Origin of the sequence: Pectobacterium artocarpous (assembly GCF_046159765.1) — a bacterium.
GTDB lineage: Bacteria > Pseudomonadota > Gammaproteobacteria > Enterobacterales > Enterobacteriaceae > Pectobacterium.
On record NZ_JBJXVK010000021.1, the window covers coordinates 23,967 to 50,270 of the forward strand.

At 47.1% G+C, this 26,304-nt stretch carries 22 protein-coding genes and 1 tRNA gene; 13 read left to right on the top strand and 10 right to left on the bottom strand.

Translation table 11 applies throughout. The features are described 5' to 3' along the window. Nucleotides 1–2: 2 nt before the first annotated feature. Together betB and betI are read right to left on the bottom strand one after the other, a co-directional pair. Nucleotides 3–1,475 carry a betaine-aldehyde dehydrogenase gene (gene betB, locus ACKQAD_RS14310; protein ID WP_409160772.1) on the bottom strand — a complete coding sequence of 491 codons (1,473 nt, stop codon included), beginning with the start codon at nt 1,473–1,475 and terminating at the stop codon, nt 3–5. Nucleotides 1,476–1,543: 68 nt separating this feature from the next. Further along, nucleotides 1,544–2,131, bottom strand: a complete 588-nt coding sequence (gene betI, locus ACKQAD_RS14315) for a transcriptional regulator BetI (RefSeq protein WP_409160773.1) — start codon at nt 2,129–2,131, stop codon at nt 1,544–1,546. Nucleotides 2,132–2,483: 352 nt separating this feature from the next. On the opposite strand from betI, the gene ACKQAD_RS14320 reads away from it, so the two are divergent. The 3 genes from ACKQAD_RS14320 to ACKQAD_RS14330 all read left to right on the top strand — a co-directional run bounded on the left by ACKQAD_RS14320 (nt 2,484) and on the right by ACKQAD_RS14330 (nt 5,682). Then, nucleotides 2,484–4,517, top strand: coding sequence for a choline transporter (locus tag ACKQAD_RS14320; RefSeq protein WP_409160774.1), 2,034 nt, complete (start codon nt 2,484–2,486; stop codon nt 4,515–4,517). Between the two features lie 215 nt (nt 4,518–4,732). Next, nucleotides 4,733–5,371 (top strand): RpiB/LacA/LacB family sugar-phosphate isomerase, encoded by a 639-nt coding sequence (locus ACKQAD_RS14325; protein WP_271877441.1) that lies wholly within the window; start codon nt 4,733–4,735, stop codon nt 5,369–5,371. Between the two features lie 221 nt (nt 5,372–5,592). Next, a tRNA-Ser gene (locus ACKQAD_RS14330) sits at nt 5,593–5,682 on the top strand. An 88-nt stretch (nt 5,683–5,770) separates the two neighbouring features. Here the strand turns inward: ACKQAD_RS14330 and phoH are convergent. The 3 genes from phoH to ACKQAD_RS14345 form a co-directional block, all read right to left on the bottom strand. Further along, nucleotides 5,771–6,559, bottom strand: coding sequence for a phosphate starvation-inducible protein PhoH (phoH, locus tag ACKQAD_RS14335; protein ID WP_409160775.1), 789 nt, complete (start codon nt 6,557–6,559; stop codon nt 5,771–5,773). Between the two features lie 532 nt (nt 6,560–7,091). After that, nucleotides 7,092–7,607, bottom strand: coding sequence for a flagella biosynthesis regulatory protein FliZ (gene fliZ, locus ACKQAD_RS14340; RefSeq protein WP_409160776.1), 516 nt, complete (start codon nt 7,605–7,607; stop codon nt 7,092–7,094). A 200-nt stretch (nt 7,608–7,807) separates the two neighbouring features. Further along, a complete protein-coding gene (locus tag ACKQAD_RS14345) occupies nt 7,808–8,530 on the bottom strand; it encodes an RNA polymerase sigma factor FliA (protein WP_409160777.1) in 723 nt (240 codons plus the stop codon). A gap of 755 nt (nt 8,531–9,285) precedes the next feature. On the opposite strand from ACKQAD_RS14345, the gene ACKQAD_RS14350 reads away from it, so the two are divergent. Then, on the top strand, nt 9,286–10,341 hold the full coding sequence (locus tag ACKQAD_RS14350) for a tetratricopeptide repeat-containing glycosyltransferase family 2 protein (protein ID WP_409160778.1): 1,056 nt from the start codon (nt 9,286–9,288) through the stop codon (nt 10,339–10,341). Nucleotides 10,342–10,738: 397 nt separating this feature from the next. On the opposite strand, the gene ACKQAD_RS14355 is transcribed toward ACKQAD_RS14350, so the two are convergent. From ACKQAD_RS14355 to ACKQAD_RS14370, 4 genes are all read right to left on the bottom strand, one after another. Next, nucleotides 10,739–11,164: a glycosyltransferase family 2 protein gene (locus ACKQAD_RS14355; protein WP_409160779.1), complete on the bottom strand. Its 426-nt coding sequence runs from the start codon at nt 11,162–11,164 to the stop codon at nt 10,739–10,741. Next, entirely contained in the window at nt 11,161–11,556 is a 396-nt protein-coding gene (locus ACKQAD_RS14360; RefSeq protein ID WP_409160780.1) for a glycosyltransferase family 2 protein, read from the bottom strand. The genes ACKQAD_RS14355 and ACKQAD_RS14360 overlap by 4 nt, the downstream gene beginning before the upstream one ends. A 22-nt stretch (nt 11,557–11,578) precedes the next feature. Continuing rightward, the gene (locus ACKQAD_RS14365; RefSeq protein WP_409160781.1) at nt 11,579–15,262 is read right to left on the bottom strand and encodes a glycosyltransferase; all 3,684 of its coding nucleotides are present in this window, start codon (nt 15,260–15,262) and stop codon (nt 11,579–11,581) included. Nucleotides 15,263–15,429: 167 nt separating this feature from the next. Further along, on the bottom strand, nt 15,430–16,305 hold the full coding sequence (locus ACKQAD_RS14370; protein ID WP_409160782.1) for a flagellin N-terminal helical domain-containing protein: 876 nt from the start codon (nt 16,303–16,305) through the stop codon (nt 15,430–15,432). Between the two features lie 272 nt (nt 16,306–16,577). Here ACKQAD_RS14370 and fliD point away from each other — a divergent pair, with 272 nt between their 5' ends. From fliD to fliT, 3 genes are read left to right on the top strand one after another with little or no spacing between them, the layout of a single operon-like run. Further along, a complete protein-coding gene (gene fliD / locus ACKQAD_RS14375; RefSeq protein ID WP_409160783.1) occupies nt 16,578–17,966 on the top strand; it encodes a flagellar filament capping protein FliD in 1,389 nt (462 codons plus the stop codon). Nucleotides 17,967–17,991: 25 nt separating this feature from the next. After that, complete coding sequence (fliS, locus tag ACKQAD_RS14380; protein WP_409160784.1) at nt 17,992–18,402, top strand: flagellar export chaperone FliS; 411 nt, start codon at nt 17,992–17,994, stop codon at nt 18,400–18,402. After that, nucleotides 18,402–18,782, top strand: a complete 381-nt coding sequence (fliT, locus tag ACKQAD_RS14385) for a flagella biosynthesis regulatory protein FliT (RefSeq protein ID WP_409160785.1) — start codon at nt 18,402–18,404, stop codon at nt 18,780–18,782. The genes fliS and fliT overlap by 1 nt, the downstream gene beginning before the upstream one ends. A gap of 283 nt (nt 18,783–19,065) precedes the next feature. Here the strand turns inward: fliT and fliE are convergent, their stop codons facing one another. Next, nucleotides 19,066–19,380, bottom strand: coding sequence for a flagellar hook-basal body complex protein FliE (fliE, locus tag ACKQAD_RS14390; RefSeq protein WP_409160786.1), 315 nt, complete (start codon nt 19,378–19,380; stop codon nt 19,066–19,068). A 260-nt stretch (nt 19,381–19,640) separates the two neighbouring features. On the opposite strand from fliE, the gene fliF reads away from it, so the two are divergent. The 6 genes from fliF to ACKQAD_RS14420 are packed head-to-tail and all read left to right on the top strand — an operon-like array spanning nt 19,641 to nt 26,162. Beyond that, the gene (gene fliF / locus ACKQAD_RS14395; protein ID WP_409160787.1) at nt 19,641–21,359 is read left to right on the top strand and encodes a flagellar basal-body MS-ring/collar protein FliF; all 1,719 of its coding nucleotides are present in this window, start codon (nt 19,641–19,643) and stop codon (nt 21,357–21,359) included. Beyond that, a complete protein-coding gene (gene fliG, locus ACKQAD_RS14400) occupies nt 21,356–22,348 on the top strand; it encodes a flagellar motor switch protein FliG (RefSeq protein ID WP_180777802.1) in 993 nt (330 codons plus the stop codon). Before fliF ends, fliG begins: the two co-directional genes overlap by 4 nt. After that, complete coding sequence (gene fliH, locus ACKQAD_RS14405; protein ID WP_409160788.1) at nt 22,341–23,066, top strand: flagellar assembly protein FliH; 726 nt, start codon at nt 22,341–22,343, stop codon at nt 23,064–23,066. Before fliG ends, fliH begins: the two co-directional genes overlap by 8 nt. Beyond that, nucleotides 23,066–24,436, top strand: coding sequence for a flagellar protein export ATPase FliI (fliI, locus tag ACKQAD_RS14410; RefSeq protein WP_409160825.1), 1,371 nt, complete (start codon nt 23,066–23,068; stop codon nt 24,434–24,436). The genes fliH and fliI overlap by 1 nt, the downstream gene beginning before the upstream one ends. An 8-nt stretch (nt 24,437–24,444) precedes the next feature. Further along, nucleotides 24,445–24,891 (top strand): flagellar export protein FliJ, encoded by a 447-nt coding sequence (fliJ, locus tag ACKQAD_RS14415; protein ID WP_409160789.1) that lies wholly within the window; start codon nt 24,445–24,447, stop codon nt 24,889–24,891. Next, a complete protein-coding gene (locus tag ACKQAD_RS14420) occupies nt 24,888–26,162 on the top strand; it encodes a flagellar hook-length control protein FliK (RefSeq protein ID WP_409160790.1) in 1,275 nt (424 codons plus the stop codon). The genes fliJ and ACKQAD_RS14420 overlap by 4 nt, the downstream gene beginning before the upstream one ends. Nucleotides 26,163–26,304 lie beyond the last annotated feature (142 nt).

The following is a 26,304-nucleotide window of genomic DNA, read 5'->3' on the forward strand; positions in this document are numbered from 1 at the left end:
GTTTAAAATACCGAGCGGAATTCACCCAGTTCAACCTGTACAGACTTAATTTGCGTATAGTGTTCCAATGTTGTTATGCCGTTTTCACGCCCGACACCCGAATGTTTGTAGCCGCCCACAGGCATCTCTGCCGGAGATTCGCCCCAGGTATTGATCCAGCAAATCCCGGCTTCAAGCTGATGAATAACCCGATGTGCCCGATTCAGATCGCTGGTCACGATGCCAGCCGCCAGCCCATACTCGCTATCATTAGCACGACGGATGACTTCATCCTCATTCTGATACGTCAGAATGCTCATGACCGGGCCAAAGATTTCTTCCCGCACAATCGTCATATCGTCCCGACAATCCGTGAACACCGTAGGAGCCACATATGCGCCTTGTGCATATTTCTCGTCAGTCATCGGTTCGCCGCCCACCAGCACGCGAGCGCCTTCGCGTTTTCCACTTTCGATGTAACGCAGTACGGATTCTCTGTGCGGGAAGCTAACCAGTGGACCAAAGTTCACCTGTTCGTCAGTCGGGTCACCGATACGGATGCGCTGAACACGCGCCAGAATTTTTTCCTCAAACTGCACCTGCAATGCCTGCGGAACGAAGACGCGCGTGCCATTGGTACACACCTGCCCTGAACTGAAAAAGTTCGCCATCATGGCGATATCCGCGGCCTTATCCAGATCGGCATCAGCAAAAATGATCAGCGGCGATTTCCCACCCAGCTCCATCGTGACCGCTTTCAGGGTCGAGCCTGCGGCATTGGCCATTACCGTTTTCCCGCTGGCGATGCCACCGGTGAAAGAGACTTTGGCAATCCCCGGATGCGTGGTCAGTACCTGACCAACGGTTTTCCCCGTCCCTGTTAGCACGTTGAACACGCCAGCCGGTAACCCAGCTTCGGTGTAGATTTCCGCCAGCTTCAGGGCAGTAAGCGATGTCACTTCACTCGGTTTGAAGATCATCGCGTTACCCGCCGCCAGTGCAGGCGCCGATTTCCACAATGCGATCTGAATGGGATAGTTCCAGGCACCGATACCCGCAACCACCCCAAGTGGTTCACGGCGGGTGTAGACGAACGAGGTATCACGCAGGGGAAGTTGCTGCCCTTCTAACATGGGAATCAATCCCGCGTAGTATTCCAGAACATCCGCGCCGGTCACGATATCGACAGTGCGCGTTTCTGAGAGCGGCTTGCCGGTGTCGTGGGTTTCAAGCAATGCGAGCTCATCATTGCGTTCACGCAGAATATCCACGGCACGGCGTAAAATACGCGAGCGCTCCATTGCTGTCATCGCTGCCCATATCTTCTGCCCTGCGGTTGCTGCGCTGACCGCTCGGTCAACGTCTGCGGCGGTAGCCGACTGGAGCTGGGCGATGATGTCGCCGTTCGCGGGGTTTATGGCATCAAACGTATCGTCACCCGTGCTATCGACATACGCGCCGTTGATATAAAGCTGTTGTAAACCGTAGAGAGACATAAATTCTCCTGTCTGATGGCCACCCGGATACGCGCTCCGGGCAGAAAAGGCAAAATAATAAGGAAGTATTACGTGCGAATGAGCTGCTGCTCGATATAGCCGTAAGTAATGCTCAGCGCTTCTTCACGGTTGAAGGCATCATGACTTAGCGCACCACGCAGCCACAGCCCATCGATCAGACCAGCCAGCCCTTTTGCCGCAATACGCGCGTTATCCTTCGATAAACAACGGCTAAATTCGACACATAGGTTGGAGTAAAGCCGCCGATCGTTAACTTGCTGTAGCCGATAGAGCATTGGGGAATGTAGGCTACTGGCCCAAAACGCCAGCCAGGTTTTCATCGCTGCGCTATTTGTCTGGCTATCATCGAAATTTCCCTCAACAATCGCACGTAAACGTGCGCGGGGCGTGTTTTCTGTCAGACTCAGTAGCCTTGATTTGACCGCCAGCCCCAGATGACTAATCAGGTAGCGCATTGTTGCTTCCAGTAAACCATTTTTATCGCGGAAGTAATGGCTGATGATCCCATTCGACACCCCTGCTCGTCGGGCAATCTGTACGATCGAGGCATCGTGCATTCCCACATCGTTAATCGCTGCCAGCGTCGCTTCGATGAGTTGCTGCCGTCTGATAGGCTGCATTCCGACTTTAGGCACGGCACTTCCCCTTCATTTTTTTCCCTTCATTTTTGCGTGATGAATCACGGTAAAAGACGATGATTCATGATCCGATTTGTCCCATTAAACTTTTTTTTGATTGAACGTTCAATAAAAAATGAATATCTTTTATTGCTGGAAGGTTAAAAATCTGTATCAATTATCACGAAAAATAGTTGGAGTTCAGACAATAGCTCCAACTTAAAAAGAATAATTTCTTTTTTGTTCTGATGACCATCTTCAACGGAAAGCGTACTCAGCGGATGTCCTGCGCCCCATTCTTGGTATGCGCTAAGCACACTTCGTGGAGAGAGGAGTCAGAGTATCTGTTCACGTAACGCAAGGGATAACCATGCCAGCATCAGAAACCCCCTCCCAGCAGGATCGACTGAATCCTGTCGTGTTCTACACATCAGCGGGATTAATCCTGACCTTCTCGCTGATGACTATGTTGTTTAACAAAGAAGCCAACGCCTGGATTACCCACGCGCTTAACTGGGTTTCTGCCACCTTTGGGTGGTACTATCTGTTAGCCGCCACGCTCTACATCGTGTTCGTTATCTTCGTCGCCTCATCTCGCTTTGGTTCGATCAAGCTCGGACCGGAGCAGTCGAAACCTGAATTTAGCCTGATGAGTTGGGCAGCAATGTTGTTTGCGGCGGGGATCGGTATCGATTTAATGTTCTTTTCCGTTGCGGAACCCATTACGCAATATATGATGCCGCCGGAAGGACAAGGCCAAACGATGGAAGCCGCACGACAGGCGATGGTCTGGACGCTGTTCCACTACGGGTTAACCGGTTGGTCAATGTACGCGCTGATGGGCATCGCGCTGGGTTACTTCAGCTACCGGTATAATCTGCCGCTGACGATTCGTTCCGCCCTTTACCCTATCTTTGGTAAACGCATTAATGGCCTGATTGGCCATAGCGTTGATATCGCGGCCGTGCTCGGAACCATCTTCGGTATCGCCACCACGCTGGGTATCGGCGTCGTTCAGTTGAACTATGGGCTGAAAGTTCTGTTCCAGATCCCAGAGAATCTCACCGTTCAGGCCTCGCTCATCCTGCTTTCCGTGATCATGGCGACCGTTTCCGTAACATCCGGAGTCAATCGCGGCATTCGTTTCCTCTCCGAGCTTAACGTCCTACTCGCGCTGGGTTTGATTCTCTTTCTGCTCTTCTGGGGTGATACCGAATTTCTGCTGAATGCACTGGTACTGAACGTCGGAGACTACATCAACCGCTTTACGGGCATGACGCTCAACAGCTTTGCGTTCGATCGTCCAACCGAGTGGATGAATAGCTGGACGCTGTTCTTCTGGGCATGGTGGGTAGCATGGGCACCGTTTGTCGGGCTATTTCTGGCACGTATCTCACGCGGCAGAACGATTCGGCAGTTCGTTGTCGGCACGCTGATCATTCCGTTTGTCTTTACCCTGCTGTGGCTCTCCATTTTCGGCAACAGCGCGCTTTATCAGGTCATCCACGGTAATCTGGACTTTGCCAATGAAGTCATGCAGCACCCAGAGCGCGGCTTCTACAGCCTGCTGGCACAATATCCTGGTTTTAGCCTGAGCGCCTCTGTCGCGACCATTACTGGCTTGCTGTTTTATGTCACCTCTGCCGATTCCGGTTCGCTGGTGCTGGGCAACTTCACTTCTCGCCTCGGCGACATCAACAATGATGCGCCAAACTGGCTGCGAATTTTCTGGTCAGTCGCGATTGGCCTGCTGACGCTAGGTATGTTGATGACAAACGGCGTGTCCGCATTACAGAACACCACCGTTATCATGGGATTACCGTTTAGCTTTGTGATGTTCTTTATTATGGCGGGGTTATATAAATCACTACGTGTTGAGGATTACCGTAAAGCCAGTTCCTTACAAACCTCGGCGCCGATGCCAATTTCAGGCGACGATCGTTTGAACTGGAAACAACGTATCTCACGCGTCATGAATTTCCCTGGCACAACGCATACACAGAAAATGCTGGATAACGTCTGTAAAGCCGCCATGGAGGATGTCGCACGTGAACTGCGCTTGCGCGGTGCCAGCGTTGAAGTCAGCGAATTGCCACCTGTCGAAGATGAGCGTCTAAACCATCTCGAACTGCTGGTGAATTTGGGTGATGAACAGAATTTCTGTTACCAAATCTGGCCACAGCGCTATAGCGTCCCTGCGTTTACCTACCGCGCCCGCTCGGGGAAATCAGATTATTACCGCCTTGAGACTTTCCTGTTGGAAGGAAGTCAGGGGAATGACCTGATGGACTACAGTAAAGAACAGGTGATTAACGATATTTTGGATCAGTACGAGCGCCACCTGAATTTCCTTCATCTTAATCGAGAAGCACCGGGCAATACACTCACCTTCCCGGATGCCTAATCCTCCCCTATGGCGCTGAAATACAGCGCCATTTTTCAATATGTTATGCTTTTATTATCGCTTTTTCGTTCACCGTGTTTTTCCTGAATCTATGGGCTGTGCCGCATTCTTTGCTTCCACGATTTGCGCTTTATTTTTGAAACGGTATACTGCACACATCAAATTGAAATACAGTTTTAAAAAATGTATTTGTCCGTCACAGAAAAGGAACGAACATGAAAATTGCACTGATTAACGAGAACAGCCAGGCTGCCAAAAACGCCATCATCGCCGAGTCTCTGACCAAAGCGGTTGCACCGTTGGGCCACACGGTACACAACTACGGTCAATATGCCGTTGAAGATGCTGCACAGCTGACCTACATCCAGAACGGTATTCTGGCTGCAATCCTGCTGAACTCCGGCGCGGCTGATTTCGTTGTGACCGGTTGTGGTACAGGCCAGGGCGCGATGCTGGCTTGTAACTCCTTCCCTGGCGTAATCTGCGGTCTGGTTGTTGATCCATCTGATGCTTACCTGTTCTCTCAGATCAACAACGGTAATGCTGTATCTGTTCCTTACGCTAAAGGCTTTGGCTGGGGCGCTGAACTGAACCTGGAAAACCTGTTTACCCAGCTGTTCAAAGAAGAAGGCGGCAGAGGCTATCCGAGCGATCGCGTTGTTCCTCAACAACGTAACAAGAAAATTCTGGATGCCGTCAAAGAAGTCACCTACAACGATCTGATCACCATTCTGAAAGGTCTCGATCAAGATCTGGTTAAAGGTGCCGTTGCAGGTCCTAAATTCCAGGAATACTTCTTCGCTAACAGCAAAGACGAAGCACTGACCAGCTACATCAAAACGCTGCTGGCGTAATCGTCCTCTCTCCTGACAAACCAAACCACAGGCCATTACGGTCTGTGGTTTTTTTATGCCCATTCCCCACCCATTTTACCTATATGTTAACGACACTATTACGCGGACTATCCGTTACCGTTCAATGCTTAGCCAGACGCACAGTTCGCGCTAAATACTGCTTGACCGGAGCTAAGCGACTCCCTATAGTAGCGCCCCGTTGCCCCTTGTAGGTAACCCCCGGTGAGGTGTCCGAGAGGCTGAAGGAGCACGCCTGGAAAGTGTGTATACGTGAAAACGTATCAAGGGTTCGAATCCCTTCCTCACCGCCATATAAAAGAAAACGCCCCTGACTCACGTCGGGGGCGTTTTCTTTTATGGTGATGGCACAGTAATTTTCATTGCCGTACCACACAGACATTAGCCATAGGCATGGAGCGCACGCTGGCACAGTGCCGATCGCACACAGTCCTCTTTACCAAAAGAGACCACGCCAATCATGTCATCCTCAACAAAGCGTTCCAGTGCGTCGCGCAGGCCGGATTTCATCCCGACAGGCAAGTCGCACTGCGTCACATCACCATTGACGATAACCGTGACATTCTCGCCTAAACGCGTCAGGAACATTTTCATTTGGTTCACCGTCACGTTTTGCGCCTCATCCAGAATCACAACCGCATTTTCAAAAGTTCGCCCACGCATATACGCAAAAGGCGCAATTTCAACCTTGGCGATTTCCGGCCGCAAACAATACTGCATGAAAGAGGCCCCCAGTCGACGCGAAAGTATGTCGTAAACTGGGCGGAAATAAGGCGCAAACTTCTCCGCAATATCTCCAGGTAAAAAGCCAAGATCCTCGTCGGCCTGTAATACTGGCCGCGTAACAATAATACGCTCAACCTCTTTATGGATTAGTGCCTCCGCCGCTTTCGCAGCGCTCAGATACGTTTTACCGCAGCCAGCTTCACCTGTGGCAAAAATCAACTGTTTGTTTTCTATCGCAGACAAGTAATGTTCCTGGGCAGCCGTGCGGGCTTGAATAACGGAGTTATCGCGATTCTCACGCGCCATTCCGATTGCTTCAATCCCGCCCATCTGTACCAGAGAAGTGACCGATTCTTCCTCACGCTGACGATGGCTACGCGATTCACGACGAATAACGCGTTTTGCTTCACGACGAGCTTTGATCACTGCTTTTTGTCTTCCCATAGTGGCACCTTACAGTTTGTTTCACTTACCGCACTGGTCTACAGCGCGTGACGTTTAACTCACTAACGAGGTTAGGCTTCCTTATTAAGCCAATAGCGGACAGAAAATACACATGATTCATCCACGAACCGAGTGAGTAATGGACAACACGTTCATAGATAGAAAGAGAAAATAAACGGAGAGTTTGCGTAACAAGAGAATGGTGCAGCGTTGAAAATAAGTGGGTGGAATATCCCTCACATCGGCGAGTCAACAGCGTAGAATCTTGAGATCGACTACAAAGTCCAGAAAAGGACATTACCATTCGCGTTCCTCACTGGTGACAACAACTATTCCACTGAATAATGATTGATCGCATCGTAGAACTACTGCTAACTATTGCCTAAAAATTAGTGCCGAATGATTTCAGTAGTATGACAGTGCAATAATTTGCCCCTGCAATGCAAGCGTTTTTTACACTGTCATAACATTTACGTATAGTCAGTATCCCGTGGTTTGGCAATGCCAGCCTGAGAATGACGCATTATGTGCGTCAGAAATGTCGTTGCCAGTCCAGATATTGATCGTATTTTCGTAAGGCACTACGGTAAATATTTTGCTCAATATCGGGAAGGTAATCACACACGCGCTGCTGTACCCCATCGCGGTGACGGGAAAAGGTTTCTGTGGGATAATTATTGGCAGCCAGCAGTTCGTCCAACCGCCGTAAGCGAATGACGTACTCGCGCATCGTGCTATGGCGGACTTCAGTCTGCTCGATCAGATACTGTGTGAAAGCTTTAATATCGAAATAGCTAGCCGTCGTATTGCATAATATTTCGCTACAAAAGCGGCAAAGTGGGATTAACTCCTGTTGCAGACTGGCCCATATTTCGTCATCGATAAGCCTGTCGATGCTGCCAATCGATTTTTTATTGATAAGCTGATTGCGAAATACCAGTGAAACGCGGTCGAGCTCTTTATCACACTGGGAACAGTTGGTCTGTCTGTGTTTAAAGTCTTTCAGATAACGACTCAGCAGCTGTTTCTTCCGAATTGATGAGTGCATGAATCCATTCCATGACAATAGATAACTTCAATGTGAAGCAGTAGCACCTTCATTACGCCAGAAAAACTGGAGTGCTAAAAACAGGTAGAATTAATCACTTAAATACTGATGCAAAACGCCCCTCAATATTCAAACATTGTCATGATCCTGTGCTTCAGAGACTGAAGATATATTTAATAACGTATTCCTACGCAGCGCAATTAAACATCGCTCATTAATTTCACGCGCAGGCGCTTTATCGCCTGGCTATGCAACTGACTGACTCTCGACTCCCCGACCTCAAGAACGGCACCGATCTCTTTCAGGTTCAACTCTTCCTGATAGTAAAGCGTCAATACCAGTTTCTCACGCTCTGGCAGGCTTTCAATCGCGTCCATTACACGATGACGTAAATTGCCTTCCATCAATTGATGCAACGGGTTAGCATCTTCATTGCCTTCCAGTAGAGCCTCTGCGCTGTCGCCATGTTCTTCACGCCATTCATCGTAAGAAAAAAGCTGACTGTTGTTCGTATCCAGCAATATCTGACGATAATCCTCAAGCGTGATATTCAGTGCCTGCGCAACCTCTTGCTCCGTTGGAGTACGACCGAGCTGTTGTTCAGCCTGTTGCATTGCTTGTGCCACTTCCCGCGCATTACGCCGTACACTGCGTGGTGCCCAATCACGACTGCGTAATTCATCCAACATAGAACCGCGAATTCGTTGAACGGCATAAGTAGTAAAAGCCGTACCTTGCAACGAATCATAGCGCTCGACTGCGCTGAGCAAACCAATACCACCAGCCTGTAGCAGGTCGTCAAGCTCAACACTCGCGGGGAGACGAACCTGTAAACGCAAGGCTTCATGGCGCACTAGTGGAACATAGCGCTTCCAAAGGGAATTTTTATCCATTGTGCCTTCGGCGGTATACAAATCGCTCACAGTGACAAATACCTACGATGATAATGTTATCGACACTATTATGCTTTTAGGTAGGGTAGCCAATCGTCTGAATAGCGTCAAAAAAGAAGGGTTATTCCTGCTATGTATGGCAGAATTTGGTAAAGAGTCTGTGCTGAGAAACACAAATGGCAGGTACATAGGCTGCAATGTGAAGCCAAGTTTGTGATGTCTATCTCTTTAGGAGGGATCGATTCTAGCGTAGACGCCTAATAGGAGGAAGGATGTTTTTAGGTGCGGAGAATCCTTGTCTACTGTGATCACATTCCCGCACCGGAAACCCTTATTAGCACTCGCCACAGTATCAGTCAACATACTAATAAGAGGTAACGGCGGCAGTAATCATGTTAGGATGGGCAACATATTCCAGATAGCAACGCTGCAATGCCCCATTTCAATAATGATAACCCCCAGATCTCCTGTTATTTCATAGACATGTATACGTTCATTAGGCTTTGTACTGAATTTACTGACATTATCATTTTTATAACGTTCACCATCACCTCTATAGCAATGATTGCCATGACATTAATATTAAACCGTAATCTTTTTAAAGGCTAAAAGAAACATCAGAGAGAAATGTACGTCATATGTCTATATTTAGATGATGCATAATAATGTTGATCATTTCGGTAAAATTACTCATGATAATAAATAACATGTTGATTTCAGATTGATGACCCCAGAGATTTGATATATTATCTTGTTAATACTTAAGTTTTAAAATATGGTGTACAATGATATCAGTTTGCATGATCGTGAAAGACGAGGCCTTGCACTTAGGCAACACATTGAAAGAGATTGTGAAATATTTTGAAGATATCGTTATTGTCGATACCGGCTCAACCGATAACACAAAAAGTATCGCCCGTCACTTTACAGACAACGTTTATGATTTTGAATGGATATCAGATTTTTCCGCCGCAAGAAACTATTCTCTACAATTCGCAAAACACGACTGGATTCTCGTTATTGACGCCGATGAAGTGATTAATAATTTTGATATCACATTACTTTCAGAACTCATTAACGCTAATCCAACACAGGTCGGAACCGTAGAGATCGCCAGCATTATCAATGATGACAATTCAGGAGAAACAGATTTAGTACAAGAGCGTATAAGTCGATTATTCAACAAAAAATATTATGCGTTTTTCGGTATTATCCATGAACAGATTTGCAGGAAAAATACGGGAAAAGTTCCTGATGGACGTTTTGATACCCCACTATCATTCACGCACAGCGGTTATACAAAAGAAATCATAGAAAATAAAAACAAGATCGCGCGCAACATTGCATTACTCCAGAATGCCATCGACAAAAACAATGATGATGCATATCTGCACTACCAATTAGGAAAAAGCCACTATTTAGGAGAAGATTACGAGCGCGCGGCGCGAAGTTTTGAAACATCCCTACGCTTGCAAAAAGATTTGCACGAGGAGTACAACGAAGTGTTGATTGAATGCTATGGTTATTGTTTGATTAATACTGCGCAATATGAAAAAGCATTGGACATTTTACAATACGAAAATTACTTTACCTCTACTGACTTTGTCTTTTTAAAAGCGTTAATACTCATGAATAACGCTGATTTCCAGAATGCTATCAATACATTCCAGTTATGCACAAAAATGGGACCCGGCCGTAAAAAAGGTGTGAGCACTTATAAAGCGAACTATAATATAGGCGTTATACTCGAATGCTTTGGCATGACGGCAGAAGCACTCGACTATTATCAGCGATGTGGGAATTACAGGTTGGCACTTGAGGGAATAACCCGGATCAGTTGAATCCGATTCCAAGTCACATTTTATAAAAGATTAATTTTAATTGAAAATAACTGTAGATACTGAGTCACGAATAGCTATCCACATACTCTGCCATATTTAAGGGGAAAGATAATAAGGCAACAGATCAAAAATATGTTGATAGGCATATTTATATAAGATATTTTCAGCGAGCAACAAAAAACCACTTTAGGAAGATGTTATTCAGGAGGCTTGAGTAAAATCGATCCCCGTTCGTTGCAGACTGACTGGTTTAATCATATTCGAATACATAACACTACCAAAAAACGCCTGAAAATATACATTACTCTTCTTATAAAGAACATATAGTTAAACCTCATCCATGAGAAAAAACCGTCCTAATAAAAATCAATCTTTTCTCACAAACCTCAAAAAATATTTATCTTTTAAAAAAGGAATAATTTAATGAATATTTATTTTTTATTACCTTCAATAAATCTATGACTTTATTTGGTTCTTTTTCCATAAAATCAATCGGGAAACAGCCATGCTTCTCCTTAAAATACTCAAAAGCAATATTCCTTATTTCATTATAAGAATCATTGCAACATATCGTTGACTGAGCCTCACTCCACTGCTCTTCTCCTATATACTCCCAAGAGTTAGGAATGTCGGGGAAATAGCCAAATGGTGGATGCATTCCGGCTTTAAAAGCAGAAACAGTGTGGTCAACATGCTCCATTGCGTTATAATATCCTTCATCCATTAAACCAATTTTATCCAAGCAACGCTTGGTATAATAAGAGAAAGCACCGACACAAAAACCATATAGCGGAAGTTCAAATTCTTTATACGTCGCCGTCAAATTAACCCTGGGTTTTTTATCTTCATCTTTATTGCCATTCCCATGCTGGCTGAATTAAGATGTTGAATGCCCGTGATTTTTGAAACATAGATGTAACGCTCAAAAACAGATGGGTTCTTTATATAGATATCATCTTCCAGAAGAAAAAAGTGTTCACATTTTTTCGATAAAAGATACTTCAATGCAATATTTTTCGACTTGCCAACTCCCAGATTAACCTCGTTATTAACGACCAGATGAGGGATATCGTCGAATGCAGACTGATACTCACCATCATTAACAATGATGATTTCATCAATAATATCGAAAGGTAAACTGTTATATAATTTTAGTAATCCCTCTGGTCGATTGTAAGTTGCTATCCCTACTCCAACCTTTTTATTCCCAATCATAATTTACCTCAAAAGTATATATTTATTCCGGCAACCAAGCTTTTCGCCAGTCGTCTAATCCATCACCTTCCAACATCCAATGCTGATATACAGCATCGCGTAACTGGTCGCCCATTTTTTCCGTCGCGTCCCTATCCGCCAAATGCACACAGATCGCATCCATCCAATCTTTAAAGCGGTTGCCAACTCGCGTAACAGGTAACCCACAGCGATAAGGTTCAATATCGGTACAAATAACCGGAATACCACACGCCCCTAATTCCAATAAACGCAAGTTACTCTTGCATTCATTAAACTGATTATACTCCAACGGCACCAACGCCAAATCAAGGTTTAGGCTGGCCGTTTTTTGCGGGTAATATTCAATAGGGACGCCTGCATGAAACTCACATTTTACCCCTTCCGGCTTCATGCCCATAAAGACCCATTCAACTTCATGTTCCAGTGCCTTAACAACAGAACGCAGGATAGCCAGATCACCTTTGTGGCTGCTACCACCAGCCCAACCTACACGTGGCTTTTTCCCTTGCCGACGTAAACTGCTCAAATTACCCCACCAATCAGTAGGCAACCGGTTATAGGCGACACGAATATCATGATGATAACGGGAATAGGCCTCGGCAAGGGCCGGGGTAGAAACCACCAACCAGTCAACAGACTCTATCGCCCGACGGAAATTTTTTATACGTTCCTGCGAGAAGTTTTTACGATTCCCACTGTTAATAGGAATATTTAGTACATAATCATCAAATTCGGCGACTACCTTCGCATCAGTATAGCGATGATAACGCTGGGTAACCTCAGCCATCTGAGGTCCATAGGACAACTGCGCAATAATCACATCCGGCGCCTGATGAATCACATCAACCAGATCGGCCATGCCATGCGTTATGCCCCCTTCAATATGCATTTCACGCGATAACGCCTGAAATGGGAACATCACCCGATAGTGGCCGCAGCCGTGCCAATCAACATGATTCGCTAATACGACCGGCAATGGCCGCCCGGGCAAGGGTAGCTGACAACGCGCCATTTTCGGCGTCAGAGAAAAACCAGGCGCATGCTTTCCATAAGAGGGATGATAACTGGGGTCATCCGCTAACTGCGGCAGCCAATGCTCATAAAGCGCTTCGGCGTCCCTGATCTGCGGTAACGGTGAAAAATGGAAATGCTGTTGCAGCAGGCGGGATGCGCCACCTAAGTGCACAACGCGCGCTTCAGGTGTCCATACGACAAGATAACCTTGCTGGCCCGCCTTCAGGCCCAAATCGACGTCACCAAAATAGGTAGGAAAATTTTCGGCGTCAAACCCCCCCAGCGACATGAACACTTCACGACGCATCATCATACAGGAGGCGCTCACCGCACTGACATTGTGTGTTACTAATAGCCGATTCATATAACCGGAAACATCTGCGGCATATCCCTGAAATACAATACCCGCACTATCATTCAGGCCTAGCACCATTCCGCCGTGCTGAATTCTCCCATCCTGATACTCAAGTTTCGCACCAACTATCCCCACCTCAGGTCGCAGCACATGCTGTAACATCGCGTCGAGCCATTCGCCATCCATAATTTCGGTATCATTATTTAAAAACAGCAGGACATCGCCACGCGCTCTTTCAGCAGCAAAGTTATTGATCGCAGAGAAATTAAACGCCCCTTCCCACGTCAACACCCTAATCTGAGAAAGTCCCATCTTTGAGAGCTGCGATAAATATTGTCTTGCCCCTGGCTCAGTGGACTGATGATCGACAATCAATAATTCGTAGCGAGGATAGCGCGTATTTTCCATCAACGTTTCAATACAGCGGCTAATTAAAACCAGATGATCTCTGGTAGGAATAATGATGGAAACGAGCGGTTGGGTATCATGCCGATAATCCACGCGCCACAAGCCGGCTTTGTCCCCAGTATTAACCTCTGCGTTCACATGACATCGAGCCAGATGGAGAGCCAGTACCTGAGGATAATAGCAGCTAGTCGACTCACTGGCCGACCAATCGGACAGTGCCTGCTGTGTATACACCAGCACCTCGGGAATGTGTGCGACGGATTGGGGACCTTCTTGCTCAATAAATCGGTAAATACAATCAAGCAGACCAAAATGTCGATAATCAGCAGCTATTTCACCTAATTGATATAACGCCGCTACATCAAAAGCTAAATTACGTCCTATATAAGGATAGCTGCGCAGCATATCAATATTACATGCTGGTTTTAGTATAGGATTTTTCGCTTCACCGGCGGTGGGTTCAGTCTCATCAAAATAAAAAGCACGTGCAGCAGGAAAGCGCAAACGATATTCAGCAAGCAATAATAGCGTCTGTGGTAATAATCTATCACCTGCCATCAAGACAAGTAAAAAAGAGGCCATTGATTGCCTGACAACCTGATTGAACGCTTCAAACCTGAAGCTATTCTCTGTCAGCCATACCACATCATCATCGTCACAATCTTGTGCACGACGGGAGATAACATAACACTCACAGGGCATAAAAATTTGTTCACGAATGCTGGTAAGCGATGCAGCAACAGCGTGGCTGTCGGTATTATCCTCAATATCCAGCACTGCAATAGCAATATTACCTAGCTCTGGTGTGTTATGAATGTAAGCCTGTAATAGTGTACTACGCGCAGGTGTAAGGCTACGCTCATCCAACCACTCGGCAACCGAATATGGCGGCTTAGTCTTATCCAATAGCGTCTGGTTGTGTAATGCCCAACGCTGTAATTCTTGATCGTTAATTGTCTTCAGCAACGGTTCAGGCAACGTTTCCAATAACGTATTTAACGCGGTTGAACAGCGCCAGTGTTGTTGATAGAAAGAAGCGCGATACTTCACATAGCGAGAGGCTACAGAATAATCATTCGTAATTTCCGCGACCAATTCATCGATCGATAATATTTTCGCCGTTGTTTCTTCACGAAATACGTTATTCTCAGTGATGTCAGAATTCACATACCCTTGAAATTTGCCATCGACATGCAAATAAACAGGCATACCTGCGCACAGTATATATTGAGCAATACGTCCTGAGGCGATGGCCACATCATAATCAGTCCAGGCTGTTGGCTGCTGTAGCCACTCCCTTTTGCTGACAAGATCGCAGGAAATGGACAATTCAGCTAGTCTGGCGGGTAAAGCCTGTAACCCTGACGTTGAGTTATCGGTCACAATCAGCAGTTTTTTTAGCGAAGGCAATGACCGCTCAGTGGAACCATAGAAGCTATCAGATAACGGCTGAGGGAAAACACCTATTTTTTGCGATTCAATACCTGCTTCAAGCAGATATTGTTTCAAGCGTGGGACACTAATTAAAACAGTGTCAGCCAATCGGTTTTCTAAACGCACATCAGCGGGAGAACTTTCTCTATTTTGCAGCGCCATATGGTCGAACATAAGGCGTGTCGTCATTCCGCCGTTCAGCATACGAGCAAGCAGGCTATTAGTGATCACAGAGTACTGTAACCAGAGCAGATCGTATTCACTGGCAAACACGTAGTCGGGATCGTCAGTAATTAGTAAATCACTATCGCCATACTGTCGTTCTATCCATGTTTTCATTACGCCATCATAGCGATGACAAAACACCTCAACGCGCCAACCGAGATCGAGGAACCCCCCAATCAAATCCGCAGTGGCAAAAGCCTCATCCTGATAATCGGCGAGTTGATGAGTACTGATAAAAACGCATGGCATAATTCAGAAACCTTAACTAAGGAAGGAGCGCACAACGAAATAGGATTACTTTACTAAAAAAACACCGTCTTAACCGTCCAATAAAACGACAAACTATGGACTAACTTGTAGGATAAAAAAAACCCGGCAGAGCCGGGTTTTGGGAAAGAAAGCCAGAAAATTTGGCATTAACGCAGCAGAGACAGCACAGTCTGCGGAACCTGGTTGGCCTGAGACAGCACTGACGTACCAGCCTGTTGCAAAATTTGCGCTCGGCTCATATTCGATACTTCCGTCGCATAATCTGCATCTTCAATACGGCTACGTGCAGAAGACAGGTTGTTGACAGTGTTATTCAGGTTGGTGATGGTAGATTCAAAGCGGTTTTGAATCGCACCCAGGTTACTACGTGCAGTATCGACAGATTTCAGCGCAGTATCCACAGCATCAACAATAGTCTGAGCCAAACCACCGCTACCACCGATTCCATCTGCGGTTCCACTGCTCAAAGCAGTAACAGCCGTTGCCACACCGCTTGCCAGACCTGCGCCAGTGGTTGCATCAACCAACGCACCGGAATCAATGGTAATCACTTCGGTATCACCGGTGTTGGCACCGACCTGAATGTTGATACCGCCACTTGCAGAACCGTCCAGCAATTTAGTACCGTTGAAAGAAGCAGAGGTTGCCACACGGTTGATTTCGTCCAGACGCTGCTGCATTTCCGTGGCGATTGAACCGCGGTCAGTAGAGGTGTTGGTATCATTCGCCGCCTGCACCGCCAGTTCACGGATACGTTGCAGGTTGTTATTGATTTCGTTCAGGTTGCCTTCAGCAGTTTGCGTCAGGGAGATACCGTCGTTAGCATTACGCGCAGCCTGAGTCAGACCTTTTACCTGTGCAGTCATACGGTTAGCAATCGCCTGACCGGCAGCATCATCTTTAGCGCTGTTGATACGCAGACCAGAAGACAAACGCTCGATAGCGGTGCCCAAAGAAGACTGAGATTTGTTCAGGTTGTTCTGGGTAACCAGAGACATCGTGTTAGTGTTGATTACTGCCATAATAGCGATTCCTTAATCAGGTAAGTGTCAGTTTCGGGTTAGACCCACGGGTTCATCCCCGTCGCTAACATTTATCGGAACGCTTTCCAGGATCTTTAATTTTTTTTTACCCCAAATGTATTTTTTACTTCGAGAAAGACACTCGCGCCAGCACTGGTACAGTTGGGCGTTCACTAGTTAAAGATGTTCTGCTCTTTAAATGCTAAACTTATTTTCTATTCTGCCGATAACTGTCGTGTAGACCACTGAACTCTGAATAAAAGGATTCAAACATGGCAAGCATTTCTTCTCTCGGTGTAGGCTCCGGCCTGGATTTGAATTCATTGTTAACGCAGTTAAGAACCGCAGAAAATCAGCGTTTAACACCAATTACAACGCAACAAAGCAGCTATAAAGCGCAGCTTAGCGGCGTCAGCGCATTGAAAAGCGCTCTCGACAAACTCAATACCGCTAACAATGCGTTGGCGAAGTCAGAATCTTTTGGCATTGTAACAGGTAGCATTGACGGCATCACGAATACAAAAATATCCAGCACCAATAAAGCTTTTACCGCCACAACCAATAGTAAAGCCGTTGCAGGAAGCTATAGCATTGAAGTACAACAATTAGCGCAGGCGCATTCTATTACCTCCGAAGCAAAAACCAGTGCAACAGAAGCGTTAAGTACAACAGATACCACGCTCACTATCACTCAGGCAAACGGCAAAACACTCACGGTTGACGTAAAAGGCGGCGAAACCACCCTGAATGACGTCCGTGATGCAATTAATAAAGAAAATGGTGGTGTTACCGCAAGCGTAGTTAAGGCGAAAGACAACGAATTTTATCTGATGCTTACGGCCAGAGACAGCGGTACTAAAGGTGAAATTACATTAACAGACAGCAGTAACATTCTGGGCACAACGACAGAAAAAGTCGCTGCGCAAAATGCGATTATCGTAGCGAACGGCATTGAGATCGAACGACAGAGTAACACTATTGATGATGCATTCGAAGGTGTGACACTCACGTTACAGGCGAAAACGGAAACCGACAAGCCTGAAACGCTGACAATCGACCAAGATATCACCGGCATGAAAGACACTATCACAGCCTGGGTTGACGCCTACAACGCATTGCAAGATACCATTATTGCGCAAACCAAATATACCGCGGTTGAAGCAGGAGAAGATCAATCCAGCACCAATGGAGCACTGTTAGGTGATTCGACGGTTCGTAATATACAGAATCAACTAAAAGCGCAGTTAACCAGTGTGCAGGCGGAGAGCGGTGAGTTCAGCATCCTTGCCGACTTAGGCATCACTCAGAATTTTAAGACTGGCAAGCTTGAAATAGACAATACCAAGCTCGAAAAGGTGCTTAAAGAAGAGCCGGGAAAAGTACAAACCTTTTTTGTTGGCGATGATGATAAAACCGGTTTTGCCACACAGACTCGCACTTACCTGAAAGATGTTCTTAACACAACAGACGGTGCAATAAAGACGAAAGAAGACAGTATTAACAAGACGTTAAAATCACTGGAGAGTCAATATACGCGCACTAGTGACAGCATTGAAGAAACGATCGCTCGCTATCAGAAACAATTTACGGAGCTGGATAAAGCGATGTCTGATATGAATACCACCGCTACTAACCTGTCAAGCATGTTCTCTAGCCTCTAAGCCATAAATAAAAGCAGGTAATGTGATGTACAACATGAAAGGCAGCCAAGCCTACGCTCAGGTAGGCCTTGAAAGCAGTGTGATGAGCGCAAGTCCACACCAGCTTATCGTCATGCTGTTTGATGGTGCACGCAGTGCAATGGTGCGTGCACGCATCCTCATGGAGCAAGGCGACATACCAGGCAAAGGCATAGCGTTATCTAAAGCAATCAACATTATTAATAACGGACTAAAAGCTGGGTTGGACATGGAAACAGGCGGAGAGCTTGTTGAAAACCTGTCTGCTCTGTACGACTACATGTCTCAGCGCTTGTTGATCGCCAATTTACATAACGATCCCAAAGCGATAGAAGAAGTTGAAATATTATTGGAAAATATCGCCGATGCCTGGCGGCAAATCGGCCCTAATTACAAACCAGAGCAGGAAGTACGTTAATGGCCTCCCCCCATCGGCTTCTAAAAGATTACCAACAACTTTTGTCTCTGAGTCAAAAAATTCTTCATTTAGCCGTCAACGGCCAATGGGATACGTTGGTTGAGCAAGAGATTGTTTATGTTCAGTCCGTTGAAGGCTTAGTTAATACGCCAATGCCTGATGAAATCGACAGTATGATGCGTCTTCATCTACGACAAATTTTGCAGGAAGTGATGGATAATGAAGCGAAAGTAAAACAACTTTTGCAGAAGCGGATGGATGAGTTAAGTTCATTAATGGGACAATCACTGAAGCAAAAGTCAATTAGTTCGACATATAGTGAATTTGCAGGACAGCGGATACTACCTGGCGAACCTGCCCCAGGCGAGCCAACCTCATAAATTTACTCTACTTTTTATAAAGCTCAATGCGCCCTTATCTCCGCCAGATACGGGCGCACTTTTTTATCAACGAATCATCGTGCTTTTGATCCACATGTTCAGGCTAGCAGCATAGGAATATAGACATTCGCCATGCTTTGAAAAGCAAATAGTTTGACGGTAAGCAGACAAACAGGCTGGATATAGGGATAGATAAAACTACGCGCGTTCCCATTGCCTGAGTATTAGCAGTGGGATCACCCATAAAACATCAATAGTGATATAGCAATGCCATAAAACGGCATCACACAGACATATTCATCACTTCCTGATATGCAGATACCAGTTTATTACGTACCTGAATGCCCATCTGCATTGAAATAGATGATTTCTGCAAATCCACCATCACATCATTCAATGCAACGCCCGGCACGCCAAGGGTAAATTTCTCAGCCTGCGTGCGAGCGGTCTGTTGTGTGTCGCTGATCTTATCGATCGCAGTTTTCAATTCACTGGCAAAACCAGGTTCTATTGATGGTCTGGCTATTGGCGTACCAGATGCTTGCAGAGCTTTGACTTGCATTTGCTGTAGAACGCCATCAATACCTTGAACCGACATAATACCTCACTAAGCCATGCTGATTAGGCTTTTTCATATACATTTATGACAGCGATACCCTACCACACCCCTCTTAGGCTAAATGGGGTAATTAGCGTGAAAAATGCCACCTTATCGACCCATCGATTTTTCTTTTACGGAAAATAATGGCTGCCGATAAATGTAGGCGAAATGTTTTTATTGATTGCGCAATCAGGGAGTTCTGTTTTGTCACGTCACAACGTTAAGTATATCGTTCAACAACCAAGCAGAGATAGAGTATGAACGCCTCATTAACCGGCGCTGCTACCGGTAAAAATAGCTTTGGCGAAATACTCAACCGGTTACGCGCCAATCCGAAGATTCCGCTCTTGCTGGCAGCAGCCGCGACAATTGCCATTGTCGTTGCGTTGACTTTATGGGCTAAAGGTCCAGATTATCGTGTTCTTTATAGCAATATAAATGACCGAGACGGTGGTGCAATTGTCAGCGAACTAACAAAGCTGAATATCCCTTACCGTTTTGCCGAGAACGGCGGCGCGATCATGATTCCCGCCGAAAACGTCTATGAAACCCGACTGAGACTTGCCCAATTAGGGCTGCCAAAAGGCGGCGCAGTTGGCTTTGAATTGCTCGATCAGGAAAAGTTTGGCATCAGCCAATTTAGCGAACAGATTAATTACCAGCGTGCGCTGGAAGGCGAACTGTCCAGAACGATAGAAACACTCGGCCCCGTTCAAAACGCGCGAGTTCACCTTGCTATACCGAAACCTTCGTTGTTCGTTCGTGAACAAAAATCCCCTTCTTCCTCTGTCACCCTGACATTGCAACCGGGTCGTGCGTTAGATGAAGGGCAGATCAATTCTATCGTTTACGTGGTTTCCAGCAGCGTTGCAGGCCTGCCACCGGATAATGTGACTGTCGTCGATCAAACAGGTCGTCTGTTAACTCAGGCGGGCGGCAGCGGTCGCGATCTGAATGCCGCGCAACTGAAGTATAGTAACGAAGTCGAGGCAATGTACCAGCGCCGTATAGAATCCATCATTGCACCTATGGTTGGTATGGGGAACGTACATGCGCAAGTCACTGCACAAATCGATTTCTCTGCTCGCGAACAAACTGACGAACAGTACCAACCGAACCAACCGCCGGATAAAGCCGCCGTTCGCTCTCAGCAAACCAGCCAGAGTGAACAAAGAGGAGGCCCCAACGTAGGTGGGGTTCCTGGTGCATTGTCAAATCAGCCTGCTCCAGCCCCAACGGCACCTATCGCAACGCAGCCAAACAATGCCAATGCGAATAATCAGGCTGGCCAGCAGAATCAAAACAATGCGGCAGGTGCGCAAGCCAATGCCGCTAATACCAATGCGGTTGTTCAAACATCAAATATTCGCAATGACGCCACAACCAACTATGAAGTCGACAAGACGATTTTACATACCAAGCACAGCACCGGTGGTGTGAAGCGTTTGTCCGCAGCGGTAATCGTCAATTATCAGCCCTCTGGCGAGGATGGCAAACCGGTTGCCCTGACAGAAGAACAAATCAAACAGATTGAGACGGTAGCACGCGAAGCAATGGGTTTTTCTGCTGAACGCGGCGATACATTGAATGTCGTGAATACGCCATTTATGGACAGCACCGACAGCGCTGGCGAACTCCCCTTCTGGCAAAAACAGGCATTCTTCGATCTCCTGATGGAAGCTGGCCGTTGGCTACTGGTTCTGATCGTTGCCTGGATTCTGTGGCGTAAGCTGGTTCGTCCGCAATTGCAGAGAAAAGCCCAGCAGCAAGAAGCGGCGCTGGCAGCGGCTGCCTTGTCTAAAGGTGCAGATGACGATGTTATGGTCAACTTGAGCAGCTCGGAAGTTGAACAGCAACGGAAATCGCAGCAACGTGTCAATGCAGAAATGCAAAGTAACCGCATACGTGAAATGGCAGAGAACGATCCACGCGTTGTCGCTCTGGTAATTCGTCAATGGATGAGTACTGAACTATGAACCTGACAGGAACAGAAAAAAGCGCCATCTTATTGATGACCATTGGTGAAGACCGCGCCGCGGAAGTCTTTACGCATCTTTCAACCAAAGAAGTACAGCATCTCAGTTCGGCAATGGCGAACCTGAAGCAGGTCTCACAACAGCAGTTGCTCGAAATCCTAAGAGAATTTGAGGCGGACTCAGAGCAATATGCCGCGCTCAGCGTAAATGCCAGCGACTACCTGCGCTCAGTACTTGTCAAAGCACTGGGTGAAGAACGCGCATCCAGCCTGCTGGAAGATATTCTGGAAAGTCGCGAAACCTCCAGCGGTATGGAAACACTCAACTTTATGGAGCCGCAAATTGCCGCAGATCTTATTCGCGACGAGCATCCACAGATCATTGCTACCATTTTGGTGCATCTGAAGCGTGCTCAGGCTGCTGATATTTTGGCGTTGTTTGACGAACGTCTTCGTCATGATGTCATGCTGCGTATTGCGACCTTCGGTGGCGTTCAGCCTTCGGCGCTGGCAGAACTGACAGACGTTCTGAATGGATTACTGGACGGTCAAAACATCAAACGCAGCAAGATGGGTGGTGTTCGTACTGCGGCCGAGATTATCAACCTGATGAAAACGCAGCAGGAAGAAGCAGTTATCGATGCTGTGCGTGAATTCGATGGTGAACTGGCGCAGAAAATCATCGACGAAATGTTCCTGTTCGAAAATCTGGTCGACGTGGACGACCGCAGCATCCAGCGACTTCTGCAAGAAGTCGAGTCCGAGTCCTTGCTGTTGGCATTGAAAGGTGCCGAAGAACCGCTACGCGAGAAATTCCTGCGCAATATGTCCCAACGTGCGGCAGAAATTCTTCGCGACGACCTCGCGACTCGCGGCCCGGTACGTATGTCGCAGGTCGAAAACGAGCAGAAAGCCATCCTGCTTATCGTTCGTCGACTGGCAGACAGCGGCGAGATGATTATCGGTGGCGGTGAGGATGCTTATGTCTAGTGCCCCCAAGAACCTGGCCTGGCAGCCTTGGAAGCTTAACGACTTGGCCGAACCCGTTTCGAAGCCTGTCCTGCCAACCTATCAGGTAAATGATGAGCCTGAAGTGCCTGACATGGAGCGTTTCACTGAAGAAAACGCCCTTTCAGCCGCGGAGGACGAACTGGCATCTTTGCGTGAAAGCACGATGCAGCAAGCACGAGAAACAGGCTTTGCGCAAGGGCATCAACAAGGTTATGACGCGGGCTATCAGGAAGGTTTAGCCAAAGGGCAACAGCAAGGCTTGCAAAATGCCTTACAGCAGCAGCAGCCGATCATCGAACAGATGCAACAGATGGTGACTGAATTTCAACAGTCGTTGGATACACTCGACAGTGTGATCCCCGCTCGTCTGATGCAGTTGGCATTAACCGCCGCTAAGCAAATTCTGGGGCAACCTCCTGTATGCGACGGCAACGCGCTGCTCGCTGAGATACAGCAGTTGATCCAGCAAGAACCCATGTTTTCTGGTAAAACGCAGTTGCGTGTTCATCCTTCAGATTTGGAACGTGTTGAACAATATTTAGGCCCGACACTCAGCCTTCATGGCTGGAGATTGCTGGCTGACAGTCAACTGCACCCTGGCGGCTGTAAAGTCAGTGCAGAAGAAGGCGATCTGGATGCCAGTCTGGCAACCCGCTGGCATGAGCTTTGTCGTTTAGCCGCACCGGGAGATTTATGATGACTTCACGCCTCGGACGCTGGCTTTCTTCTCTCGATTCATTTGAGAAGCGTATTGAGGACACACCGTCGGTGCGTCGTTACGGCCGCTTAACCCGGGCTGTAGGCTTGGTTTTGGAAGCGACAGGCTTACATATGCCACTGGGTGCCACCTGCCTCATCGAACGGCAGAATGGTTCTCAGGTTGAAGAAATCGAAAGCGAAGTTGTCGGTTTCAATGGGCAAAAACTTTTCCTCATGCCGTTGGAGGAAGTTGAAGGTATTACCCCGGGAGCGCGCGTTTACGCGCGCGTTGGTCAGGACAGCAGCAGTCAGGGAAAACAATTACCGTTAGGTCCTGAATTACTGGGACGAGTGCTGGATGGCAGTGCAAAACCGCTTGATGGTTTACCGGCGCCAGATACAGGCTATCGCGCACCACTGATTACGCCGCCGTTCAATCCATTACAGAGAACACCGATCGAGAGTGTTCTGGACGTAGGTGTTAGAGCTATTAATGCCCTGCTTACCGTAGGTCGTGGGCAGCGAATGGGACTGTTTGCTGGTTCCGGCGTAGGTAAAAGTGTGCTGCTGGGGATGATGGCACGCTATACTCAAGCTGACGTCATCGTGGTCGGCCTTATCGGTGAACGTGGCCGAGAAGTAAAAGATTTTATTGAGAATATCCTAGGCACGGAAGGACGAGCGCGCTCGGTCGTTATTGCCGCACCGGCAGATGTTTCTCCATTATTAAGGATGCAAGGTGCCGCCTATGCGACGCGCATTGCTGAAGATTTTCGCGATCGCGGGTTTCACGTACTGCTCATCATGGATTCCCTTACGCGTTATGCCATGGCACAGCGTGAAATTGCTTTAGCCATTGGCGAACCGCCGGCAACCAAGGGTTATCCTCCTTCTGTCTTCGCCAAATTACCCGCGCTGGTAGAACGCGCAGGTAATGGTATTCATGGAGGTGGTTCAGTCACCGCCTTTTATACTGTTCTGACAGAAGGCGACGATCAGCAGGATCCCATCGCTGACTCCGCTCGTGCTATTCTGGACGGACACATTGTGTTGTCCCGTCAATTGGCTGAGTCTGGCCATTATCCGGCAATTGATATTGAAGCTTCGATTAGCCGTGTAATGACCGCGCTGATCGACGAAGGCCATTATGCTTCTGTAAGGCAGTTTAAGCAGTTATTATCCAGCTACCAACGTAACCGTGATTTAGTCAGTGTTGGAGCCTACGCCGCAGGCAGTGACCCTATGCTCGACAAAGCAATTCGGCTTTATCCACATCTGGAAGCCTTCTTGCAGCAGGGTATGTTTGAACAAAGCAACTATGAAGAATCCTGCCAGGCGTTGCACACTATTTTCCCTCGTAACGAGTAGGAGAGCAGATGAAAACCCAGTCACCGCTGGTTACACTACGCGAACTGGCGCAGAAAGACGTTGAGAAAGCAGCGGGCCAGTTGGGGCAGGTGCGTCAGGCACATCAACAGGCGGAGCAGCAGCTCAATATGCTGTTAAACTATCAGGATGACTACCGTCAAAAATTGAATTCGACGATGTCTGCGGGTATGGCGAATAATAGTTGGCAAAATTATCAGCAGTTCATCCAAACGTTGGACAGTGCGATAGAGCAACACCGACAACAACTCTCGCAATGGACATCACGCTTAGATTTAGCAATGAAGACCTGGCAAGAGAAACAGCAGAGATTGAATGCTTTTGAGAAACTGCAAGATCGTGAAGCGACAAGGCAACTTGCCAAAGAAAATAAAATAGAACAAAAACAAATGGATGAATTTGCCCAACGGGCCTCACAGAGGAAAACAGAATCATGAGTCTGTCCGCATTACCTATAGCGACCACTGCCAGCGATACAAGCAGTTCTTCTGCTTCTCTGCTGTCACAGGGGGAGCTGCCAAAAGATTTTGTTGATCTGTTGAGCAAACGCATATCACAAGTAGCCAATACATCGGATAAGAAAACGCTCGATAAAGTCGACGAAGAAGCCCTGCTCAATGCTTTAGGGAAAGATAATGCTTCCATTAGTCGTGACGATTTAAATGCCCTACTCTCTTCTTTCAGTTCACTCGCTGGGGCTAAGCAAAACCCAGAAATTGCAGAACTGGTAAAGTTTAAAAATCAGGATAAAAAAGATAACGCCAGCACGACAGATGACGCCATCGCTATGCAAGCGCTGCTTGCCATGTTGCAAACAACACCATCTGCTACGCTACCTAACGCTGACAGTATCGCAGAGACTGCCGTAAATGCAGATTTAGCTATTCCAGAGTTCATTGACGCAAAACGCCAGAATGAGTCCCCCGCAACCGTAGGCAACAATACGGGTGAAAATGCCAAAGGTGCGCTAGCAAAACTGCTTGATACATCGGCAACATCGTATAAAGATGCGGGTATATCACGCGATCTTCATCATGCAACTAAACAATTCTCATCAACAGCGACCGAGTCTACTGATGAAGCTGCAAAATTTGCCCTAATAACACCCAATTCCTTGTCAGGCGATCGTAACACACCGGAGTCATTTTCTACCGTCAACAACAGCGCGTCTCAAATTCCGCAAGTCGCGCAGGCTATGCACATTCAGCCTGCTGCTGTGGGAAGCACCGCCCCAGCCCCTCAGGCAACAAGCACGCAGTTGAATGCGCCGTTTGGGTCACCACAATGGCAGGATGCATTAGGCCAGCAGATCGTTATGTTTAGTCGTAATGGTCAGCAGACCGCAGAGCTACGTTTGAACCCACAGGAACTGGGTGCTCTTCATATCAGTCTAAAAATCGATGATAACCATGCGCAAATTCATCTGGCTTCAGCAAGCAGCCAGGTACGCTCAGCGCTGGAAGCTGCGCTGCCACACCTACGTAATGCGATGGCAGAAAGTGGAATTAACCTTGGTCAGAGCAGTGTAGGCAGTGACTCCTCTGCCTGGCAGCAGCAAATGGCGAGTAATAATAACGGCGATAACCATGGCTCGTCTTACCAGCAGCAATTTGGTCATTCAGCAGACAGCACAAGTGAATTATTAAACGCACCAGAACAGTTAAGAACAATGGCATCATCGGTCAACGGCGTTGATATTTTTGCCTGAACCTGAAGTAAACGAATAAGTTAGCACGATTTTCCCTGCCTATTCTCTGTATTGAACATAGCGATAGGCAGGATAATCATCGACATTACGCATTTTTTATTGTTGGTTTCATCCGACGATAAATATCGATAAGTAACGGGAA

Coding starts and splice junctions, on each gene's coding strand:
- betB (WP_409160772.1), bottom strand. CDS start 1,475: ATGTCTCTCTACGGTTTACAACAGCTTTATATCAACGGCGCGTATGTC.
- ACKQAD_RS14320 (WP_409160774.1), top strand. CDS start 2,484: ATGCCAGCATCAGAAACCCCCTCCCAGCAGGATCGACTGAATCCTGTC.
- ACKQAD_RS14325 (WP_271877441.1), top strand. CDS start 4,733: ATGAAAATTGCACTGATTAACGAGAACAGCCAGGCTGCCAAAAACGCC.
- phoH (WP_409160775.1), bottom strand. CDS start 6,559: ATGGGAAGACAAAAAGCAGTGATCAAAGCTCGTCGTGAAGCAAAACGC.
- fliZ (WP_409160776.1), bottom strand. CDS start 7,607: ATGCACTCATCAATTCGGAAGAAACAGCTGCTGAGTCGTTATCTGAAA.
- ACKQAD_RS14350 (WP_409160778.1), top strand. CDS start 9,286: ATGATATCAGTTTGCATGATCGTGAAAGACGAGGCCTTGCACTTAGGC.
- ACKQAD_RS14360 (WP_409160780.1), bottom strand. CDS start 11,556: ATGATTGGGAATAAAAAGGTTGGAGTAGGGATAGCAACTTACAATCGA.
- ACKQAD_RS14365 (WP_409160781.1), bottom strand. CDS start 15,262: ATGCCATGCGTTTTTATCAGTACTCATCAACTCGCCGATTATCAGGAT.
- ACKQAD_RS14370 (WP_409160782.1), bottom strand. CDS start 16,305: ATGGCAGTAATCAACACTAACACGATGTCTCTGGTTACCCAGAACAAC.
- fliD (WP_409160783.1), top strand. CDS start 16,578: ATGGCAAGCATTTCTTCTCTCGGTGTAGGCTCCGGCCTGGATTTGAAT.
- fliS (WP_409160784.1), top strand. CDS start 17,992: ATGTACAACATGAAAGGCAGCCAAGCCTACGCTCAGGTAGGCCTTGAA.
- fliT (WP_409160785.1), top strand. CDS start 18,402: ATGGCCTCCCCCCATCGGCTTCTAAAAGATTACCAACAACTTTTGTCT.
- fliE (WP_409160786.1), bottom strand. CDS start 19,380: ATGTCGGTTCAAGGTATTGATGGCGTTCTACAGCAAATGCAAGTCAAA.
- fliF (WP_409160787.1), top strand. CDS start 19,641: ATGAACGCCTCATTAACCGGCGCTGCTACCGGTAAAAATAGCTTTGGC.
- fliG (WP_180777802.1), top strand. CDS start 21,356: ATGAACCTGACAGGAACAGAAAAAAGCGCCATCTTATTGATGACCATT.
- fliH (WP_409160788.1), top strand. CDS start 22,341: ATGTCTAGTGCCCCCAAGAACCTGGCCTGGCAGCCTTGGAAGCTTAAC.
- fliI (WP_409160825.1), top strand. CDS start 23,066: ATGACTTCACGCCTCGGACGCTGGCTTTCTTCTCTCGATTCATTTGAG.
- fliJ (WP_409160789.1), top strand. CDS start 24,445: ATGAAAACCCAGTCACCGCTGGTTACACTACGCGAACTGGCGCAGAAA.
- ACKQAD_RS14420 (WP_409160790.1), top strand. CDS start 24,888: ATGAGTCTGTCCGCATTACCTATAGCGACCACTGCCAGCGATACAAGC.